Consider the following 20,441-nt stretch of genomic DNA (forward strand, 5'->3'; position numbering starts at 1 on the left):
ACTTCGATCAGTCACAAAGGCACGGGTGCACGCCAGCCGCCGCGAGGGCAGCGTGGGAAACACGACGTGAGCAGGGGCTAGGCGAAGCGGATGGCAGGCGGGGCGCGGGTACGGGCGCCGGGGAACACGGCCTGGGCGGCGTGGCCCTGGCGGGTGGGGGCGATGAGGCCGGCCACCGGCAGTGGCTTGGCCAGTGGCAGGTAGCCGGGCGCCTGGGGCAGGGCCGGGGTGTGGAAGAACAGGCTGCAATAGCCGCACTTTTCCCAGATGGGGTGCAGCGAGGGGTCGCCATGATGGCCGCCCATGTCCATGCCCGGCATGTCCATGGACATTTCCATGGGCATGGCGCGGTCGTGGTCCATCGGCATCGACTGGGAAACCAGCGGGCCGATGAACATCATCAGCATGGCGAACAGGCTCAGCCAGGTCGCCCGCCGCTTGGACGGGGCATGGGGCCTGTGGTGGTGCGCGCGGCTCATGGCTTAGGGGTTGGCTACCGGAGGCTGCTTCATGACCACTACTTGCACGGTGATATCACCGGCTTGCTTGAAGTGTAGTGTCAGCGGGAAGTGCCCGCCATCCTGCAATTGGCTGCGGTCGCTGAGGTTGAGCAGCATCACGTGGTAGCCCATGGGCTGGAAGGTGGCCTGCTCGCCGGCGCCGATGTTCACGGCTTCCACGGGGGCCATTTTCATCATGCCGTCGCTGTCCATGTGCTGATGGATCTCGGCGCTGCCGGCAATCGGGCTGTCGGCCCCCAGCAGGCGGTCGGCGCTGTTGCCGTCGTTGCGAAGGGTGAAATACGCCGCCACGGTGGGGGCGTTGGGTGGCAGTTCCTGGGACCAGGGTTGCAGCACCTGGATGTCCTTGGCCTGGGCCATGAAGGCGGGCAACAGCAGGGTCAACGCTAACAGCACTTTCTTGAGCATGGTGGCTTTCCATGAGCAGCGTGTGGGATGACGGCAGCGGGGGATTATCCACGATAGGCGTGTTCAAGTGTAGGAGCCGGCCTTGGCCGCGATGGCATCACCGCCGATTTGCGGTGCCTGCATCGCGACCAAGGTCGGCTCCTACAGGGCCTGCAGCAGATCTGTAACTGAATAAAACTCCCGGTCTGTGGCGGGCAACAGCGGGCGCCCCAGGACCAGCACCGGTACGCCTCTTTCCCTCGCCACCTCAAGCTTCGGCTCGGTGGCACCGCTACCACTGTTTTTGCTGATCAACACATCAATCTGCCGCCGCTCGAACAACGCCCGCTCATCCTCGAGATGGAACGGCCCGCGCGCGCCGATCACTTCGCAGCGTTCGTTGCCGGGGCAGCTTTCCAGCGCGCGCAGGGTCCAGAATTGATGCTCGGGAATCTCGTGCAAATGCTGCAGCGGTTCGCGGCCCAAGGTGAACAAGGGGCGTTCGAATGGCTTCAACGCCTCGATCAACGCCGGCCAACCGTCGAACTCGCGCCAGTCATCGCCGGCCTGTGCCTGCCAGGCCGGGCGGCGCAAGGCCCAGCAGGGCACCCCGGCAAGCGCCGCGGCCGATACGGCATTGGTACTGATTTGCGCGGCATAGGGGTGGGTGGCATCAATCAGCAGTTCAATGCCTTCGGCGCGAATGAACGCCGCCAGCCCCTCGGCTCCGCCGTAACCACCCACTCGCACCTGGCAGCGCAGGTCCGTGGGCACGCGGCCCACGCCCGCCAGGCTGTAGATATGTTCAGGCCCCAGCGTGCGGGCAATCGCCAGCGCCTCGGTGACGCCGCCCAGCAGCAAAATTCGTTTCAACGCGCTTCCCCGACGATGCCACCGACTCGGTCGATGGCGAAGACTTCGACCTGCACCTGCGCCGGCACCACGCTGCGGGCGAAGGCCAAGGCATGGCGGCACACTTCATCACCCAGCTTGACCCCGACCGCGCTGGCCATGGCCAAGGCTTGCTGGCTGGTGTTGGCGGCGCGGATGGCGGCCTGCAGGTCGGCATCGGCGCCGATATCGGCCGCCCACTGTGCCAACTGCTCCAAGTTGATGCTCGAATGGCGGCTGTGCAGGTCCATGTGCCCGGCCGCCAGCTTGCTGATCTTGCCGAAGCCGCCGCACAGGCTGAGCTTATCCACAGGCACCTTGCGCAGGTGCTTGAGCACCGCGCCGACGAAGTCGCCCATCTCGATCAGGGCTATTTCCGGCAGGTTGTACACCCGGCGCATGGTGTCTTCGCTGGCGTTGCCGGTGCAGGCGGCGATGTGCATGTAGCCATTGGTGGTGGCGACGTCGATGCCCTGGTGGATCGAGGCGATGTAGGCCGCGCAGGAGAACGGCCGGACGATGCCGCTGGTGCCCAGGATGGACAGACCGCCGAGGATGCCCAGGCGCGGGTTCATGGTCTTCAGCGCCAGGGCGGCGCCGTCCTGCACGTTGACCGTCACTTCGAAGCCGCCGGTGTAGCCGCATTCCGTCGCGAGGGCGGTCAGATGCTCGGTGATCATGCGCCGTGGCACCGGGTTGATCGCCGGCTCGCCCACGCCCAGCACCAGGCCGGGGCGGGTGACGGTGCCCACGCCGTCACCGGCGACGAAGCGGATGCCCGCGTCGATCAGGCGTACCTGTGAGTACAGCAGGGCGCCGTGGGTCACGTCCGGGTCGTCGCCAGCGTCTTTCAAGGTGCCGGCTTCGGCGCCGCCATCCAGCAGCCGGCAGAACTCCAGGCGCATTTCCACCTGCTTGCCCTTGGGCAAGGTGATTTGCGCGGCGTCCAGTGCCTGGCCGGTCAACAGCAGCCGCGCGGCGGCAAGGCTGGTGGCGGTGGCGCAGCTGCCGGTGGTCAGGCCGCTGCGCAGGGGCGCGGGTTGTTCGGCGGTTTCGTCACGCATCGAGGGGTTTGACCAGTTCCAGCAGGGTGATGGGCAGCGCTTGGCGCCAGGTGTCGAACGCGCCCAGCGGCTGCGCCTGGGCCACGTGGATGCGGGTGAGGTCGCCGCCGTGCTGCTCGCGCCAGTGGGCCAGGGCCAGCTCGCTTTGCAGGGTGACGGCGTTAGCCACCAGGCGGCCGCCGGGCTTGAGTTGCTGCCAGCAGGCGTCGAATACGCCCTCGCGGGTGACGCCGCCGCCGATGAAGATCGCGTCCGGGCGTTCCAGGCCTTCCAGCGCCTGGGGCGCGCGGCCACGGACCAGTTGCAGGCCGGGCACGCCCAGGGCGTCGCGGTTGTGCTCGATCAACTGCTGGCGGCCGTCGTCGCTCTCGACTGCCAAGGTGCGGCAGCTGGGGTGTGCGCGCATCCACTCGATGCCGATGGAGCCGCTGCCGGCGCCCACGTCCCACAACAGTTCGCCGGGCTGCGGCGCCAGGCGGGCGAGGGTGATGGCGCGCACGTCGCGCTTGGTGAGTTGGCCGTCGTGACGGAAGGCGCTGTCGGGCAGGCCAGCCAGGCGCGACAGGCGCGGGGCGTCGAGGGCGGCGCGGCAGTCGATGGCTACCACGTTGAGGTCGGCCACGGGCGCCTCGGGGCAGTCGTTGGCGGCAAAGGCCACGCGGCGTTCAGCCGGGCCGCCCAGGTGTTCCAGCACGGTCATCAGGCTGGCGCCGTAGCCGCGCTCGCGCAGCAGGCTGGCGATGGCGGCAGGGCTGCTGCCGTCGTTGCTCAGCACCAGCAGGCGCACGCCGTTGGCCAGTTGTGCGTTCAGCGCCGCCACCGGGCGCGCGACCACCGACAACGTCACCACGTCCTGCAACGGCCAGCCCAGGCGGGCGGCGGCCAGGGACAGCGACGAGGGCGCCGGGTGAATCAGCAGTTCGTCTTCGGCCACCTGGCGCGCCAGGCTGGCGCCCACGCCGAACAGCATCGGGTCGCCGCTGGCCAGCACGCACACGGGGCTGCCACGCAACGCCAGCACCGGTGCCAGGGAGAATGGGCTAGGCCACTGCTGGCGCTCGGCGCGGATGCAGTGGGGCAGCAATTCGAGCTGGCGCGGGCTACCGAAAACACGTGTGGCGTTCAACAGGGCGTGGCGCGCGGCCTTGCCGAGGCCGGGGTAACCGTCCTCGCCAATCCCCACGATAGTCAGCCAGGGTGACATGAATCTTCCTCATAACCAGCTAATCCGACCGGCAGGCTTTTCATGCGCTCGGACAAAGCAGGCATAATACCGCGCCTTCTACACTGACAACGCCTTTTCACGATTGCCGGATGCCCCTCTTGAGCCCACCCCAGCCCGCTGCCTCGATCCGCCCCTCGGCCTGCCCGGGGTTGTTGCGCATCGTCCAGGCGCTGGATGGCGGCATCTGCCGCATCAAGCTGGCAGGTGGTGAACTGAGTGCCGCGCAGGCGCGCGCCGTGGCCGATGCCGCCGAGCGCTTCGCCGGCGGCGTGATCGAGGCCACCAACCGCGCCAACCTGCAGATCCGCGGCATTCGCGGCTCACACCCGGCCATGCTCGAAGGCCTGCTGGCCGCAGGGCTAGGGCCACGCAACAGCGGCAGCAGTGGTGGCGACGACGTGCGCAACCTGATGCTCAGCCCCAGCGCCGGCATCGACCCGCAGATGCTGTTCGACACCCGCCCGCTGGCCGCGCAGATCCTCGACAGCCTGCAACAGCGCGAGCGCCTGCATGAGCTGTCGGCCAAGTTCGCCGTGCTGCTGGACGGCGGCGAGGCCCTGGCCATGCACGAGCACGCCCATGACCTGTGGCTGGCGCCGGTGCAGCTGGATGGCGACACCTGGCTCGGCTTCGGCCTGGCGGGTTGCCCAGGCCAGGCGGTGGCGGCGGTGCCGCTGCACCAGGGCCATGACTTGGTGATGGCCGTGCTGGAGCGCTTCCTCGACCTTGCCAGCCCCGAGCAGACGCGCATGCGCCATGTGCTGGAGCACGTCAGCGCCCAGGCGTTCATTGCGCCGCTGGCCGTCACGATGCGCCTGGGGCCGTTCCCGGTGCCCAAGGCCGGCAGCGACTGCCTGGGCACTTATCCACAGCGCCAGGCGGGCAAGCTGTTCGTCGGCGCTGCGCCAGCCCTGGGCCGCCTTGATCCGCCGATGCTGCGCGGGCTGGCCCGGCTGGCCGAGCAATATGGCGACGGCAGCCTGCGCCTGACGCCCTGGCAAAGCCTGGTCATCCCCAACGTGGAAAACGCCCCGGCGTTGACTGCCGACCTGCGGGCGCTGGGCCTGCTGTGCAGCGCCAGCGAGCCGCTGGCGCAACTGATCGCCTGCACCGGCAGCGACGGCTGCAAGAAGGGCCTGGCCGATACCAAGGCCGACGCTCGCCTGCTGGCCACCCTGCTGCCTGGCCCGCAAGCCGTGCACCTGAGTGGCTGTTCCCGATCCTGCGCCGCCGCCCATGTGGCGCCGGCCACCCTGCTGGCCACCTCGGCCGGCCATTACGACCTGTATCTGCGTGACGCCGGGCAACCGGGCTTCGGTGCCCTGCGCGCGCGCAATCTAGACCTGCACGCCGTCAGCGAACTGCTGGCACGCCTGCCCACGGAGCAACACCATGATTGATTACATCCGCGACGGTCAGGAGATCTATCGCAACTCCTTCGCCATTATTCGCGCGGAGGCGGACCTGAGCGGCATCCCCGCAGACCTGGAGAAACTCGCCGTGCGGGTCATCCACGCCTGCGGCCTGGTGGACGTGGTGCAGTACCTGCGCTTCTCGCCCGGTGCCGGCAAGGCCGGCCGTGACGCGCTGGCCAAGGGCGCGCCGATCCTCTGCGACGCGCGCATGGTGGCCGAGGGCATTACCCGCGCGCGCCTGCCCGCCAACAACGAAGTGATTTGCACCTTGCGCGACGAAAGCGTGCCGGCCCTGGCCCAGGAGCTGGGCAACACCCGCTCGGCGGTGGCCCTGGAGCTGTGGCGCCCGCACCTGGAAGGCGCGGTGGTGGTGATCGGCAACGCGCCGACCGCACTGTTTTACCTGCTGGAAATGATCGACGCCGGTGCGCCGAAGCCAGCGTTGATCCTCGGCTTCCCGGTGGGCTTCGTCGGCGCCGCCGAATCCAAGGCCATGCTCGCCGCTGACAGCCGTGGCATTCCGTTCGTGATCGTCGAAGGCCGCCGCGGCGGCAGCGCCATGGCCTCGGCCGCGGTCAACGCCCTGGCCACGGAGGTCGAATGATGCAGGCTCGCGGACGTTTGCTGGGCCTGGGCGTAGGCCCGGGCGACCCGGAACTGATCACGGTCAAGGCCCTGCGCCTGCTGCGTGAATCGCCGGTGGTGGCCTATTTCGTCGCCAAGGGCAAGAAGGGCAACGCCTTCGGCATCATCGAGGCGCACCTGCAACAGGCGCAGACCCTGCTGCCGCTGGTGTACCCGGTGACTACCGAGGTGCTGCCGGCGCCGCTGTCCTATGAACAGGTGATCAGCGACTTCTACGACACTGCCAGCCTGGACGTGGCCGCGCACCTGGACGCCGGTCGCGACGTGGCGGTGATCTGCGAAGGCGACCCGATGTTCTACGGCTCGTACATGTACCTGCACGACCGCCTGGCCGACCGGTACGAGGCCCAGGTCATTCCTGGCGTGTGCTCCATGCTCGGTGGCGCCTCGGTGCTGGGCGCGCCGCTGGTGTACCGCAACCAGAGCCTGTCGGTGCTGTCCGGGGTGCTGCCGGCCGACGAGCTCAAGCGCCGCCTGGCCGACGCCGACGCCGCGGTAATCATGAAACTGGGGCGCAACTTCCCCAAGGTGCGCGAGGTGCTGGCCGAGCTGGGCCTGGCCGAGCGCGCGCTGTACGTGGAACGCGCGACCATGGCCAACCAGAAGATCGTGCCCATCAGTGAGGTGGACCCGACGTCGTCGCCGTACTTCTCGCTGATCATTGTTCCAGGCGAAAGGTGGCAGGGCTGATGAATTCCAATGCACCGGCCATCGTCATCCTCGGCAATGGCAGCCTGGCCACTGCGCGCCGCATCCAGCAGATCTACCCTGACGCCCTGATCCACGGCCTGGCCGCGCGGGTGGAAGGCGCGGACCGTGACTACCACGACTTTGGCGACACCCTGCGCCAGCTGTACCAGCAGGACACGCCGATCATCGCCCTGTGCGCTGCCGGTATCGTCATTCGCTGCCTGGCCAGCGTGCTGCTCGACAAGGGCGCCGAGCCGCCGGTACTGGCCGTGGCCGAGGACGGCAGCGCCGTGGTACCGCTGCTCGGTGGCCTGGGCGGCGTCAACGTCATCGCCCGGCAGCTGGGCGCCGGGCTGGGGGTGGCCGCAGCCATCACCACCAGCGGCGAGCTGCGTTTCGGCACCTGCCTGCTCAACCCGCCCGCCGGCTACGCCCTGGCGGACCTGGAGCTGGGCAAGCGCTTCGTCAGCGACCTGCTGGCCGGCGAAAGCGTGCGCATCGAAGGCGCCGCGCCGTGGCTGGCCCAGGCCCACCTGCCTGAGGACGAGCACGCGCAGCTGGCCATTCACGTGGGCTGCACCGCCCGTGAGCCGGCGGCCAACGAGCTGCTGATCTACCCGAAAAACGTGCTGGTGGCCGTCGACGCCGAGTTGGCGGACATAGCCGCCAGCGTGCGCGCCGCGCTACAGCAGGCGCGCATCGCGCTACCGTCGCTGGCCTGCCTGCTGGCCAGCGACACGCAGATGGCCAGCGCCGCCCTGCGTGACGCCGCCAATGAACTGGGCGTGGCCCTGCGCTTCGCTGCGCCGGCAACCAGCGTCAGCGCCCTGGCCGAACAGGCCGTGCCGCAACTGCTGCCGGCGCTCAGCGTCAACCCGCAGCTGGCCATCGCCGTGGCCAAGCAGCCGCTGGACGTGGCCAGCATTGGCCGCGTGCGTGGCCGCCTGGCCGTGATCGGCCTGGGCCCTGGCGCTGCCGAGCTGATGGTGCCGGCGGTGAAGGCCGAGCTGGCGCGTGCCAACGACGTTCTCGGCTACGAGACCTACGTGCGCATGGCCGGCCCGTTCCGCCCTGACCAGGTGATGCACTGCACCGACAACCGCGAGGAAATGCAGCGCGCCCGCCATGCCTTCGAACTGGCGGCCCAAGGCCGTTCGGTGGTGGTGGTGTCGTCCGGTGACCCGGGCGTGTTCGCCATGGCGGCGGCCGTGCTGGAAGCGCTGCACGAGTCCAGCGACAGCGCCTGGCACAACGTCGAGCTGGAGATCCTGCCGGGCGTCTCGGCCAGTCTGGCCACCGCCGCCCAGGCCGGCGCGCCGCTGGGGCATGACTTCTGCGTGATGTCGCTGTCGGACAACCTCAAACCGTGGGACATCATCGAGAAGCGCCTGGACCTGGCCTGCCAGGCCGACCTGGCGCTGGCGTTCTACAACCCCATCTCGCGCTCGCGCCCCTGGCAACTGGGCCGCGCCCTGGAAATCGTGCGCCTGCACCGCACCCCGGCCACCCCGGTGGTGCTGGGCCGCGACATCGGCCGCCCCGGGCAGACCCTGCGCAACATCACCCTGGGTGAGCTGACGCCTGAGCAGGTGGACATGCGCACCATGGTGCTGGTGGGCTCCTCCACCACCTGTGCCTTCCCCCGTGCGGAAGGCGGCAGCTGGGTGTACACCCCGCGCTGGTATGGCAACAAGCCCTGAAGCCTGCCCCGGCGACCTGTGCGTGCAGGTCACCGGCGCCCCCTGCGCGGCCTTTCCCCATTCCTTGCAGTCCACTCCCTGACTAATGTGCCGTGCAACAGGTTCATGTCGAACTTGCTTCATGAAAAGGGAATTGTCATGGATAACATCACCACGCTGTCCAAATCCGAACGCCTCGAGAAGCTGCAGGCTTTTCACCACCAGAATGTTGTCGGGCCACGGATCCTGGGGAACGAGGAGGCGACCGCAACGGTTGTTGCCAATGGGCTGTTGACGTTCACCAAGGGCGTCAGCCGCGCTTTTCGGCAGGACGTCAAGAATGCCTACCTGTACGCCACTATGGCGGCCGACAAGAAGCATGGCTCCTACGCTGCCGGCGAAGACTGGTACAAGACATTTTGCCAAGTGATGGCCCTGGCGGGCTGGGTCGCCAAGGAGACCTCTTATCGTGCCCACACCACCCAGGAAAAACACCTGAGCATGGAAAAGGTCGCCATTGAGATTCTCAGGGGCGCAATCATCAGTGCTGCGATGGGGCCGGCAGGTACCCTGGAAGCACTGGATGCCGCGTACAAGGCCGTTGCCGTGGTTGCCAAGGACGACGCCGCACTCAAACTCTTCGACCGCAGCGCCAAGACTGATAGCGGCGCGAACTTTGGCATCGGCAGCGTCGTGGAAGAAGACGGCGACGTCTGCGTGGCCCTGGGCATGGTCCAGTACACCGGCCATGAGACCAAAACCAGTGTGTTGTTCACCAACTGGGACAGTTCCAGCCTGAACATCTACCAGGCCAAGACCGTGTTCTGGATGGATGAGAACGGTGTGGAAGATGCCCGCGACCTGATCAGGGCGAGCATTGCCGAGGCCCGCCAACGCAAAATGGCTGAACTCTCCATTTGATGAGACGTGCGCAGGCGCCCGGGCGGGCGCTTGCGCAGGTTGTCTGTTGGCTTGTACAAGGAGTACGACATGTCACCTGGTAACTATGAAACCTGGCTTGATGATGGGCAATTGGTGTGTCTGGATTCAACACTTCCTGCTACGGACAAGCAGGACATCCTGCAATCCACGCTTTACTTCCAGCTCGCAGCGTCGAAAAAAGTAAACAAGCTCCAGCACGTCGAACGCTGGTTTGATGCTTATCAGAATTGCTTGCGCGGGCTGGGCTGGAAAGTGCTCCGGGATGGGCAGGTGCAGGAACGTTATCCGCACCTGCTGGCCTTCACCTTGAGCGATGTAGTGCAGGCCCTGGTACGCAGCGGGCTGCCCATTGAGTTGGGCGACCTTCAGCAGGTGCTTCCTGCTGGCGGCTCGGCCCTGACCAGCCTGGGCCTTGAGCATTTTTTCCAGCACTCGTTCGGGGTGTTGAACAATAGCGATGGCCCGTTGCATCAGGTTGCCATCTTCCTGAGCGTGGCTCGTGCGGATGCGTGCATGCATGGACTGCTGATTCATTTCAAGACCCGCCAGGTGGTGAGCGGTGACATCACCCGGGCCATCTTCAAATGTTCGAGCCTGCAGGGTGAGGTGGCAGCCGTGTGGTTGAGCGCTCGTCCAGATCCCTGGCAGTTTCCGGAATACCAGGAGGTCATGACTGCACGCCTGCAGGCACGCACCACAGGAGAGCTGGTGCGTATCGACAGGCCGGAGCTGCGTGTGGGCAACGGGGGGGAGTGAGATGGATAACGCCGACCATGTCGTTGCCTTTGATCAGAGAATCGGCCCAACGGAGCGCTCGGATATCCGGGCGTTGCTGCAGGACAGCGATCGCGCTGCCAGTAGCATTCATGATCGGGAAACCTTCTGGGATGCCTGGCGGCTGTACTACAACAACTGCCTGGAGCGGCATGGGTGCAGTTGGCTGGCTTCGGTCACGACGCAGCCGTTGTTCATTTCCAAGGAGCGGGATCTTGATTCGCTGGAGCTCAACATCAAGGGCTACAGTGAACCCAAGGCGCTGTTTGACCTGGCCCAGCGGGTGATGGGTGGCATGGGGATTCGGGAGTTCGTTGCCAGCTGGCTGGCGGGTGACGGCACGGGTGAAGCGCGCCTCCTGTCATGGGTGATCGTGCCTTGCCAGATCAATGATCAGGGGGGAATAAATGTCACGACCTTCGGTATCCAGGTCAAGGGACGGCCGCTCACCACCCAGCAAAAGCCGGAACTGGTGATGCGCTTCAGTGGCGGCATCTACGGGTTTGATCCGGTAGCTTACGCCCCGCACAGAGAGGCAATGCGCGCCAGGCTCAAAGGCATTGCCTTGCGCAAGCTGGGGTGCGTCGAGCTTTAGTGTGCGTTCACGACACCAGGTAGCCCTTGATCCCGGTAAAAATGATCTGCGCCGCCAGTGCGCAGACGAACAGCCCCATCAACCGGCTGACAATCTGCAGGCCCTGCTCACCCAGCAGCCGTTCGATGCGGTTGGACAGGTACAGCACCAGGCCCACGGTGGCGCTGGCCAGGGCGATGCTGAGGATGGCCATCAGCTTGTCGTCCCAGTGCGGCTGGCTGACGCCCATCACCAGCAGGGCGCCGATGGTGCCGGGGCCGACAGTGATGGGGATGGTCAGCGGCACGATGGTCACGTCCTGCTGCACGTTGTCGGTCTGCACCCCTGACTTGCCCTGGGCCATGCCCAGCGCCGAGATGAACAGCACACTGCCGGCGCCGATGCGGAAGGCATCGGCGGTGATGCCGAACACGCTGAAAATCACCCGGCCGAACAGGTACAGCAGCACGCTGGAGACCAGCACCCCCAACGCCACCTTCCACGCCAGGCGCTTGCGCTCCTTGAGCGAATAACCGCGTGACAGGCCGATGAAGCACGAGAGCACGAAGAACGGGCTGTAGAGCACCAGCATCTTGAGGTAAACGCTGAACAACGTCTGAAGCATGGGCCGGGCTCGTGCAGGGGTGGGCGATGGCAAAGTCTATAGCGCGGGCCGCCCAGCCACCACCCTCGCGTATTTCCCGTAGCAGCTGCCGAAGGCTGCGTCCCCGGGTTCAGCTCGGTCCCTGGGACGCGGCCTGGCGGCCGCTGCTACGGGGGGAATGTTTCAGGAATTGCTGGCCTGGTCCTGGCCCATCTCGCGCTGGGCTACCCAGTGCTCGATCAGCTCGCGCAGCTGCGACAGTTCGATGGGCTTGGCCATGTGGCCGTCCATGCCGGCCTGGCGGGCGCGTTCCTTGTGTTCGGTGAGGATGTGCGCGGTCAGCGCTACCACCGGCGTGCGCTCGCGCTGGGTGCCCAGCTCCCAGTCGCGCAGCTGCTGGGTGGCGGAGAAGCCGTCGAGGATCGGCATTTCGCAGTCCATCAGCACCAGGTCGTAGCGCTGGGCCTTCATGGCACGCAGCGCCTCCTCGCCGTTGCTGGCGGTGTCGGGCGACAGGTTGAGCTTGCCCAGCATGCCGCGGATCACCTTGGTGGAAATGCTGTTGTCCTCGGCCACCAGGATGCGAAAGTCCGCCGGCACGGAAATCGCCGTCGCCGCCACCGACGGCGGCGGCGCTGGTTGGGCCGGGTGCTGGCCGCGCTGGGCCAGTTCGTCGGCCAGGGTGGTCTTGAGCGTGTAGCCGGCCACCGGCTTGGCCAGGATCCGCTTGACCCCGGCGTTGCGGGCGATGATCTTGCTCGGCGCGTTGCTGATGCCGGTGAGCATGATGATCAGGATATCGTGGTTCAGGCTGGGGTCTTCCTTGATCTTCGCCGCCAACTGCATGCCGGTCATGCCGGGCATGTTCTGGTCCAGCAGCACCACGTCGAAATAGTCGCGCAGGTGGGCCTTGGTGCGCAGCAGGGCCAGGGCTTCCTTGCCCGACGGCACCGAGCTTACGTTCAGGCCCCAGGCGCCGCACTGCTGCACCAGCACCTTGCGGCAGGTGTCGTTGTCGTCCACCACCAGCACGCGGGCGCCGCGCAGGGGGCTGTCCAGGTCCAGGGTCGGGTGTTCCAGGCGCTCGGGGTCCAGCGGCAGGGTCAGCCACAGGGTGCTGCCCTGCTGGCTGCCGCTCTTGATGCCGAACTCGCCCTTCATCAGCAGGATCAGCTGGCGGGCGATGACCAGGCCCAGGTGGCCGCCCACCTCGTTGCCCGACAGCAGGTTCTTGCTGTGCAGCTCGCTGTGCAGCAACGCCTCGCGCTCGTCACGCGGGATAGGCACGCCGCTGTCCTGCACGGCGATGCGCAGGCGTGGTTCGCCGCTGCGCTGGTCCAGGGCCACTACCAGCAGGATCTCGCCCTCGTCGGTCTTCTTCAGGGCGTGATCGAGCAGGGCCAGCAGGGTCTGGCGCAGGCGCGTGGGGTCGCCGCTGATGACCTGCGGCACCTGGGGCTGGGTGAAGCTGATCAGCTCGACGTTTTGCTGCTCGGCCTTGGCGCGGAAGATGTTCAGGCAGTCCTCGATCAGCGCGCTGAGGTCGAACTGCACGTCGTCCAGTTCGATCTGCCCGGACTCGATCTTGGAGATGTCGAGGATCTCGTTGATCAGGGTCAGCAGCTCGTTGCCGGCGCTGTGAATCGTTTGCACATAGTCGCGCTGCTTGACCGACAACGGCGTGCCCAGCAGCAGCTCGGTCATGCCCAGCACGCCGTTCATCGGCGTGCGGATCTCGTGGCTGATGCGCGCCAGGAACTCGGACTTGGCGTTGACCTCGGCGTTGCTGGCCGCCAGCTCGCGGCTGGCGCTGAAGCGGTCCTCGCTGATGAAGCGCAGGCGCTCGCTGAGGGCGGTGTTGAGCATCAGCCCGGTCAGCGCGCCCACCGCCATCAGCCCCAGCACCAGCCACTGCGGCGGGGTGCGCGTGAGCACCAGCAGGGCCGGCAACACGATCAGCACGCCCAGGTTGAGCAACAGCATGGCGCAGGTGAACAGCCGTGCCGGGCGGTAGCCTTGCTGCCAGTGGTAGCCGGAGGTGAGCAACATGCCCAGGCCGCCGACCACCATCATGGCGTAGGTGATGGAGTTGATCGGCAGGCCGTCCATCAGCAGCACCATCAGCCCGCTCAGGCCGATCAGCAGCTTGGCGGCGGTCAGCAGGCGGTCGATCAGTGGCGTGGAGCGCGGGGCGAAGAAACGCTGGGTGAACATCAGGCAGCAGATGGCCGCCAGCATCAGGGTGACGAAGCTGCCGGTGGTGCGCAGCGAATGCCAGGTGTCGAACCAGGGGCCGCTGAAGTTGAGCAGGATGGCGGCGCTCAGGGTCAGCAGGGTCTCGGCGCCGGCCAGCCACAGGCTGCTGCTGGAGCGGCTGTAGGTGTAGCGGGCGAGGTTGTGGATGACCAGCATGCCCAGGCAGCCGAACAGCAGGCCCATGATCAGGGTCTGGCGCTGGTCGGCGGCGGCGCTGACGGCGGGCATCATGCTGACGCTGGGGCGCAGCTGGTGCTCGGAGGCCAGGCGCAGGTACAGGTCCAGCGGCTTCTGGCTGACCGGCACGGGCAGCAGGATGTCGGTGTTGGCGAACGACGGCTCGCCTCCGGGCCGCCCGGCGTCGTTGCGTTGCTGGCGGATGACGGTGTCGCCGTCCAGCACGTAGAAGTCCAGGTCGGCAAGGTCGGGGGCGTAGATGCGCAGCACCTGTTCATGGGCTGCGGGGGGCAAATGGTAGTGCAGCCACTGGGCGGCATTGGGGCCGCTGGGCACCAGCTGGCTGAGCTCGAGGGGGCTGAACTGGTTCTGGTAGCGGTCCGAGCGCACGTCGCTCAGTTGCAGGCGCGCGTGTTCATCGAGCAATACTGACCAGCCACTGCTGGACTCGGCAAAAGCCGGGTACGCGCAGAGCAGTGTCAGCACACTGACTATCGATGAAATGGCGATCCTGAGCCAGCGCACAGCGAAATCCCTTCGAAGGTTAATGACTGAGTATAACTATGCGCGGCGGAGAAAGCGTAGGGCTAGTGGTCGAACGGCCTGAAGTACCGGGGAAAACCCGGTACTTCAGGGGGGAGGGCAGGGGGTTTTACTCGCCTTTTTCGCGGGCAATGGCGCGGTAGCCAATGTCGGTGCGGTAGAAGCAGCCGTCCCAGTCGATCTTGCCGGCCAGGGCGTAGGCCTGCTGCTGGGCTTCACCCACGGTATTGCCCAGGGCGGTGGCGCACAGCACGCGGCCGCCAGCGGTCACTACCTGGCCGTCCTTCAGTGCGGTGCCGGCGTGGAACACCTTGCCAGGCAGTTGGGCTGCGGCGTCCAGGCCACCGATGACGGCGCCCTTGGCGTAGTCGCCCGGGTAGCCGCCAGCCGCCAGCACCACGCCCATGCTCGGGCGCGAGTCCCACTGGGCCTCGACCTTGTCCAGGGCCTGGGCCATGGCGGCTTCCACCAGCAGCACCAGGCTCGATTGCAGGCGCAGCATTACCGGCTGGGTTTCCGGGTCGCCGAAGCGGCAGTTGAACTCGATGACTTTCGGGTTGCCGGCCTTGTCGATCATCAGGCCTGCGTACAGGAAGCCGGTGTAGACGTTGCCTTCGGCCGCCATGCCGTTGACGGTCGGCCAGATCACCTGGTCCATGACCTTCTGGTGCACATCGGCAGTCACCACGGGGGCCGGGGAGTAGGCACCCATGCCGCCGGTGTTCGGGCCGCTGTCGCCGTTGCCGACGCGCTTGTGGTCCTGGCTGGTGGCCATTGGCAGGACGTTCTTGCCGTCCACCATGACGATGAAGCTGGCTTCCTCGCCGTCCAGGAACTCTTCGATGACCACGCGCGAACCAGCGTCGCCGAAGGCGTTGCCTGCCAGCATGTCACGCACCGCGTCCTCGGCTTCGGCCAGGGTCATGGCGACGATAACGCCCTTGCCGGCGGCCAGGCCATCGGCCTTGATCACGATCGGCGCGCCTTTCTCGCGCAGGTACGCCAGCGCTGGCTCGATCTCGGTGAAGTTCTGGTATTCGGCAGTCGGGATCTTGTGACGGGCCAGGAAGTCCTTGGCGAACGCCTTGGAGCCTTCCAGCTGGGCCGCGCCCTTGGTCGGGCCGAAGCAGTCCAGGCCGCGCGAGCGGAACAGGTCGACCACGCCAGCCACCAGCGGCACTTCCGGGCCGACGATGGTCAGGGCAACGTTCTTCTCGGCGAAGTCGGCCAGTTGCTCGATGGCCTGCACGTCGATGGCGACGTTTTCGCACTTGGCTTCAATGGCAGTGCCGGCGTTGCCGGGGGCCACGAAGACTTTCTCGACGCGTGGGTCCTGGGCGACTTTCCAGGCCAGGGCGTGTTCACGGCCGCCGCTGCCGATGATCAATACGTTCATAGCTAAACCTCGAATTCTGTGTGGGGCGGTTCCACTTGTACTGTGGGAGCTGGCTTGCCAGCGAGCTTTTCAGGGCCTCAAAAGCTCGCTGGCAAGCCAGCTCCCACATTCAGTGCAGCGTCAACCGCCTGCTTTCGATCAGTGGCGGAAGTGGCGCATGCCGGTGAACACCATCGCGATGCCGGCTTCGTCGGCAGCCGCAATGACTTCAGCGTCGCGCATCGAGCCGCCTGGCTGGATAACGGCAGTGATACCCACTTTGGCGGCGTTGTCGATGCCGTCACGGAACGGGAAGAACGCGTCCGAGGCCATGACCGAACCCTGCACCTGCAGGCCAGCGTGCTCGGCCTTGATGGCGGCGATGCGCGCGGAGTTGACGCGGCTCATCTGGCCGGCGCCGACGCCGATGGTCTGACGGTTCTTGGCGTAGACGATGGCGTTGGACTTCACGTACTTGGCCACTTTCCAGGCGAAGATCAGGTCGTGGATCTCTTGCTCGCTAGGCGCGCGCTTGGTCACGACCTTCAGGTCGTCGGCGCTGATCATGCCGATGTCACGGCTCTGCACCAGCAGGCCGCCGTTGACGCGCTTGTAGTCCCAGGCAGCGGCGCGGTCAGCCGACCACTCGCCGCAGGCCAGCAGGCGCACGTTGGCCTTGGCGGCAACGATGGCGCGGGCCTCGTCGCTGACCGACGGGGCGATGATCACTTCCACGAACTGACGGTCGACGATGGCCTTGGCGGTCTCGGCGTCCAGCTCGCGGTTGAAGGCGATGATGCCGCCGAACGCGGATTCGGTGTCGGTGGCGTAGGCCAGCTCGTAGGCCTGGCGGATGCCGCCTTCGGCGTCAGGGCTGACGGCCACGCCGCACGGGTTGGCGTGCTTGACGATGACGCAGGCAGGCTTGACGAAGCTCTTCACGCATTCCAGCGCAGCGTCGGTATCGGCGACGTTGTTGTAGGACAGTTCCTTGCCCTGCAGCTGGGTGGCGGTGGCGATGCCCACTTCGGCCGGCTTGGCTTCCTTGTAGAACGCCGCGCTCTGGTGCGGGTTCTCGCCGTAGCGCATTTCCTGGGCCTTGATGAACTGGCTGTTGAAGGTGCGCGGGAATTCGCTGCGGCCTTCGGTGCTCAGGGTCTCGGCGGCCTGGTCAACAGTGCCCATGTAGTTGGCGATCATGCCGTCGTAGGCAGCGGTGTGCTCGAAGGCTTTCAACATCAGGTCAAAGCGCTGGGCGTAGGTCAGGCCGCCGGCTTTCAGGCCTTCCAGCACCTGGCCGTAGTCGCTGGCGTTGACCACGATGGCCACGTCTTTGTGGTTCTTGGCAGCGGAGCGGACCATGGTCGGGCCGCCGATGTCGATGTTCTCGATGGCGGTCGGCAGGTCGCAGCCTGGCTTGCTGATGGTGGCTTCAAACGGGTAGAGGTTGACCGCGACCAGGTCGATCGGCTTGATGCCGTGCTCGCTCATGATGGCGTCGTCGATGCCGCGACGGCCCAGGATGCCGCCGTGGATTTTCGGGTGCAGGGTTTTCACCCGGCCGTCCATCATTTCGGCAAAACCTGTGTAATCCGCCACTTCCACTGCGGCAACGCCGTTGTCCGCAAGCAGCTTGAAGGTACCGCCGGTGGACAGGATCTCGACGCCCAGGGCTTCGAGTTCACGGGCGAATTCAAGGATACCGGTCTTGTCGGAGACGCTGATCAAAGCGCGGCGGACGGGCAGGCGGGTAGTCTGGTCGGTCATTTCAATTTCCGTCTAAAGCAGAGGAGTCAGCAAAAAAGGCGACCCTGGACAGGTCGCCTTTTCTGGTTTGAATGCATGCTTACAGCAGATCGTATTGCTTGAGCTTCTTGCGCAAGGTACCGCGATTCAGGCCCAGCATCTCACTGGCCTTGGTCTGGTTGCCCTTGACGTAATTCATCACGCTTTCGAGCAAGGGGGCCTCGACTTCGGAAAGCACCAGGTTGTACACGTCAGTGACGGCAGCGCCCTCAAGATGGGCGAAATAATTGTGCAGCGCCTTCTCGACGCTGCCACGAAGGGTCTGACCCTCTTCGCTGGGCGTGTTGAGGTGCTGTTTCAAGTTGACGTTGTCGCTCACGGGCGTTGTTCCACTCACTAAAGTCTCGGTCATCATCGTCATGCGGCCACCCCCTGTCCGTCCCCTTTCACAGGGCTCTCGTTACATTCGCTGAGGAACCGGCGAACGTTGGCGCACTGCGCTTCCGTATCTTCCAAACGATTGAACTGGGCGCGAAATTCCTTGGCGCCCGGCAAGGTTGCCAGGTACCACCCGACGTGCTTGCGGGCGATTCGAACGCCCATCACATCGCCATAGAAGGCGTGCAGCGCAGCCAGGTGCTCCAGCAGAATCTGTTCCACTTCACTCAATTGCGGCGCCGGCAGCAATTCGCCGGTACGCAGGTAATGCTCGGTCTCGCGAAAGATCCACGGCCGCCCCTGGGCAGCCCGGCCAATCAGCAGGCCGTCGGCGCCGGTGGCGTCGAGGACCTGCCGGGCCTTTTGCGGCGAGGTGATGTCGCCATTGGCAAAGACCGGGATCGACACCGCCTGCTTGATGGCAGCGATGGTGTCGTACTCGGCTTCACCGGTATACAGGTCGGCGCGTGTGCGCCCGTGCACCGACAGGGCGCTGATGCCTGCCTGTTCGGCAATGCGTGCAACCGTGATGCCATTCTTGTTCGCCCGGTCCCAGCCGGTGCGAATCTTCAAGGTGACCGGCACCTCGACGGCGGCTACCACGGCGTGCAGGATTTCCTGCACCAGTGCCTCGTCTTTCAGTAAAGCGGAACCTGCCGCCTTGTTGCAGACTTTCTTCGCCGGGCAGCCCATGTTGATGTCGATGATCTGGGCGCCCATCTCGACGTTGGCCCGTGCTGCCGCTGCCAGCATCTGCGCGTCACCGCCGGCGATCTGTACCGAGCGGGGCTCGGGATCACCTTCGTGAATCATGCGCAGGCGCGACTTGCGGCTGTTCCACAGGCTCATGTCGCTGGTGACCATTTCCGAGACCACCAGGCCTGCCCCCATCCGTCGGCAAAGTTGACGGAAGGGTTGGTCCGTGACCCCTGCCATCGGGGCAAGGATCAGGGAGTTGTTCAATGTATATGGGCCGATGCGTACCGCCGACATAGGTGTTCCCTGTTGTGGGGCCGGATCATTAGAGTTCGAAAAAGGGTGGGCATAATACCCGCTCTCGGTGACCGGATAAAGATCGTTTTGGATAAAATCTGAACAACTATTGGCTTATGCCCAAGCGTTCGGTTGCCCTGAAGCGTCTAAATTGTGGGAGCTGGCTTGCCAGCGAGCTTTTGGGGCTGATGAAAAGCTCGCTGGCAAGCCAGCTCCCACAAGGCCTGGAAACGGCGGGGTGCCGGCTACTCGGGGGAGCGGAAGCTGAGGCTATAGTTCACGGCTTTCGGGCCCGGATCGAGGATATCGAGGGAGATATGGATCGGCGTATGCGGCGGCATCTCGTCCTGCCCGGCCAGCTCGCCCGACAGGTACTCGCCGGGCTTGAACCGACGACTGGCGATCAGGTGGCCGTTGAGGTCGGCGAAGCGCAGCTCCAGCAGCGGGAACGGCTGGGAGAACGCCGCACGGTTGTAGATGATCGCATCCACCACCAGCGCGCCATTGAAGTCCGGGTGGCTGCGCACCACCAGGTTGCTGCTCTTGATCTTGTCGATGTCGACCTTGGACGGCACCGTGCAGCCGACGCTCGGGCACAGCTGCTGGAACCACGGGCGGTACTGGTCCTGGCGGGCCAGCTCGTCGAAGTGGTACCACACGTACTGCCCGGCCAGCGCCGCGGCGGCGGCCAGGGTCAGGGCCAGCCACAGCAGGCGCTTGCCCCAGGGCGTGCGGCGCTTCTGCCAGTCCAGCTGCAGCGGGTCGTCCACCAGGTCCAGCAGCGGCGCGTCGCGCAGGTTCGGCTCGCTGCGCTCGTGCTTCTGCTTGCCCTGGCGCACCGGGGCTTCGCGAGGCTCGTCGTCCTCGTCGTCGGCATCCAGTGCGGACAGGCGCTGGCTGGCCGGCACGTCATCGTCGGCATGCAGGGCGCCAATGCCCGGCTCGCTGGCCTCGATGGGCGCCAGGGTCAACGAAGGCTCGGTACGCGCCTCAGGGGCAGCAGGGGCTTCGTCCAGCGGCGGGTCGCGCTCGATGATCGGCGGTGCCGGGTCGTCCTCGTGCAGCTCTTCCTCGTCGGCATGGGTGCCGAACGGCTGGTCGTGCCACTCGTCCAGCGCTTCGTCGCGGCTGGCGCTGAAGGACTCTTCCCGGCCCGGCTGGTCGCGGAAGGCCTTGGCCGGCTGGATTTCGCGCTGTTCCAGGCGTGCCAGTTCGCCGTCCAGGTCCAGTTTGTCCAGGTCCAGTTCGTTGGCTGACCACTCGCGCAGGCTGATAGGCGTGGCGCGCCGCTCCGGGGCCGCAGGGGCCGGTTCGGGGGCGGCGGGCTGCTGCTGGCCGGTGCTTTGCTCCAGCAGCTGGCGGGCAGCGTTGAACACCTGCAGGCAGGCGCCGCAACGCACAACCCCGCGGGCCACACTCAACTGATTGTGGCTGACGCGGAAGCTGGTCTGGCAATGGGGGCACTGGGTGACGAAACTGTCGGTCATGCGCGGATCCGGTTT

At 66.0% G+C, this 20,441-nt stretch carries 19 protein-coding genes; 7 read left to right on the forward strand and 12 right to left on the reverse strand.

What is annotated here, in order from left to right; all coding sequences use genetic code 11:
- Window positions 1-77 precede the first annotated feature (77 nt).
- The 5 genes from RAM80_RS20195 to cbiE form a co-directional block, all read right to left on the reverse strand.
- On the reverse strand, window positions 78-479 hold the full coding sequence (locus RAM80_RS20195) for a DUF2946 domain-containing protein (RefSeq protein ID WP_416422210.1): 402 nt from the start codon (window positions 477-479) through the stop codon (window positions 78-80).
- A 3-nt stretch (window positions 480-482) separates the two neighbouring features.
- Entirely contained in the window at window positions 483-929 is a 447-nt protein-coding gene (locus tag RAM80_RS20200) for a copper chaperone PCu(A)C (RefSeq protein WP_416422211.1), read from the reverse strand.
- A 141-nt stretch (window positions 930-1,070) separates the two neighbouring features.
- Entirely contained in the window at window positions 1,071-1,781 is a 711-nt protein-coding gene (locus tag RAM80_RS20205; RefSeq protein WP_416422212.1) for a cobalt-precorrin-6A reductase, read from the reverse strand.
- Complete coding sequence (locus tag RAM80_RS20210; protein WP_416422213.1) at window positions 1,778-2,863, reverse strand: cobalt-precorrin-5B (C(1))-methyltransferase; 1,086 nt, start codon at window positions 2,861-2,863, stop codon at window positions 1,778-1,780. The genes RAM80_RS20205 and RAM80_RS20210 overlap by 4 nt, the downstream gene beginning before the upstream one ends.
- On the reverse strand, window positions 2,856-4,067 hold the full coding sequence (gene cbiE / locus RAM80_RS20215; RefSeq protein WP_416422214.1) for a precorrin-6y C5,15-methyltransferase (decarboxylating) subunit CbiE: 1,212 nt from the start codon (window positions 4,065-4,067) through the stop codon (window positions 2,856-2,858). Before cbiE ends, RAM80_RS20210 begins: the two co-directional genes overlap by 8 nt.
- Window positions 4,068-4,186: 119 nt before the next feature.
- On the opposite strand from cbiE, the gene cobG reads away from it, so the two are divergent.
- The 7 genes from cobG (at window position 4,187) to RAM80_RS20250 (ending at window position 10,828) form a co-directional block, all read left to right on the forward strand.
- Window positions 4,187-5,488, forward strand: coding sequence for a precorrin-3B synthase (cobG, locus tag RAM80_RS20220; RefSeq protein WP_416422215.1), 1,302 nt, complete (start codon window positions 4,187-4,189; stop codon window positions 5,486-5,488).
- On the forward strand, window positions 5,481-6,107 hold the full coding sequence (locus RAM80_RS20225; RefSeq protein ID WP_027979650.1) for a precorrin-8X methylmutase: 627 nt from the start codon (window positions 5,481-5,483) through the stop codon (window positions 6,105-6,107). Before cobG ends, RAM80_RS20225 begins: the two co-directional genes overlap by 8 nt.
- Window positions 6,104-6,838 (forward strand): precorrin-2 C(20)-methyltransferase, encoded by a 735-nt coding sequence (locus RAM80_RS20230; RefSeq protein WP_416422216.1) that lies wholly within the window; start codon window positions 6,104-6,106, stop codon window positions 6,836-6,838. The genes RAM80_RS20225 and RAM80_RS20230 overlap by 4 nt, the downstream gene beginning before the upstream one ends.
- Complete coding sequence (cobJ, locus tag RAM80_RS20235; protein WP_416422217.1) at window positions 6,838-8,538, forward strand: precorrin-3B C(17)-methyltransferase; 1,701 nt, start codon at window positions 6,838-6,840, stop codon at window positions 8,536-8,538. The genes RAM80_RS20230 and cobJ overlap by 1 nt, the downstream gene beginning before the upstream one ends.
- Before the next feature lie 138 nt (window positions 8,539-8,676).
- Window positions 8,677-9,438 carry a hypothetical protein gene (locus tag RAM80_RS20240; protein ID WP_416422218.1) on the forward strand — a complete coding sequence of 254 codons (762 nt, stop codon included), beginning with the start codon at window positions 8,677-8,679 and terminating at the stop codon, window positions 9,436-9,438.
- 69 nt (window positions 9,439-9,507) lie between these two features.
- Window positions 9,508-10,215, forward strand: coding sequence for a hypothetical protein (locus RAM80_RS20245; RefSeq protein ID WP_416422219.1), 708 nt, complete (start codon window positions 9,508-9,510; stop codon window positions 10,213-10,215).
- Between the two features lies 1 nt (window position 10,216).
- Window positions 10,217-10,828: a hypothetical protein gene (locus tag RAM80_RS20250; RefSeq protein WP_416422220.1), complete on the forward strand. Its 612-nt coding sequence runs from the start codon at window positions 10,217-10,219 to the stop codon at window positions 10,826-10,828.
- Between the two features lie 7 nt (window positions 10,829-10,835).
- Here RAM80_RS20250 and RAM80_RS20255 read toward each other — a convergent pair whose 3' ends face one another.
- From RAM80_RS20255 to RAM80_RS20285, 7 genes are all read right to left on the reverse strand, one after another.
- Window positions 10,836-11,432 carry a MarC family protein gene (locus tag RAM80_RS20255; RefSeq protein WP_416422221.1) on the reverse strand — a complete coding sequence of 199 codons (597 nt, stop codon included), beginning with the start codon at window positions 11,430-11,432 and terminating at the stop codon, window positions 10,836-10,838.
- A 162-nt stretch (window positions 11,433-11,594) separates the two neighbouring features.
- The gene (locus RAM80_RS20260) at window positions 11,595-14,369 is read right to left on the reverse strand and encodes a response regulator (protein ID WP_416422222.1); all 2,775 of its coding nucleotides are present in this window, start codon (window positions 14,367-14,369) and stop codon (window positions 11,595-11,597) included.
- A gap of 127 nt (window positions 14,370-14,496) precedes the next feature.
- Window positions 14,497-15,783 (reverse strand): phosphoribosylamine--glycine ligase, encoded by a 1,287-nt coding sequence (gene purD, locus RAM80_RS20265; protein ID WP_416422223.1) that lies wholly within the window; start codon window positions 15,781-15,783, stop codon window positions 14,497-14,499.
- 138 nt (window positions 15,784-15,921) lie between these two features.
- The gene (purH, locus tag RAM80_RS20270; RefSeq protein ID WP_416422224.1) at window positions 15,922-17,529 is read right to left on the reverse strand and encodes a bifunctional phosphoribosylaminoimidazolecarboxamide formyltransferase/IMP cyclohydrolase; all 1,608 of its coding nucleotides are present in this window, start codon (window positions 17,527-17,529) and stop codon (window positions 15,922-15,924) included.
- A 79-nt stretch (window positions 17,530-17,608) separates the two neighbouring features.
- Window positions 17,609-17,929: a DNA-binding transcriptional regulator Fis gene (gene fis / locus RAM80_RS20275; protein ID WP_008368706.1), complete on the reverse strand. Its 321-nt coding sequence runs from the start codon at window positions 17,927-17,929 to the stop codon at window positions 17,609-17,611.
- Complete coding sequence (gene dusB / locus RAM80_RS20280) at window positions 17,926-18,939, reverse strand: tRNA dihydrouridine synthase DusB (RefSeq protein WP_416422225.1); 1,014 nt, start codon at window positions 18,937-18,939, stop codon at window positions 17,926-17,928. The genes fis and dusB overlap by 4 nt, the downstream gene beginning before the upstream one ends.
- A gap of 245 nt (window positions 18,940-19,184) precedes the next feature.
- Entirely contained in the window at window positions 19,185-20,426 is a 1,242-nt protein-coding gene (locus RAM80_RS20285) for a DUF3426 domain-containing protein (protein WP_416422226.1), read from the reverse strand.
- Window positions 20,427-20,441: the final 15 nt, after the last annotated feature.

It is taken from the genome of Pseudomonas sp. App30 (genome assembly GCF_047947025.1).
In the GTDB taxonomy this organism is placed as follows: Bacteria; Pseudomonadota; Gammaproteobacteria; order Pseudomonadales; family Pseudomonadaceae; genus Aquipseudomonas.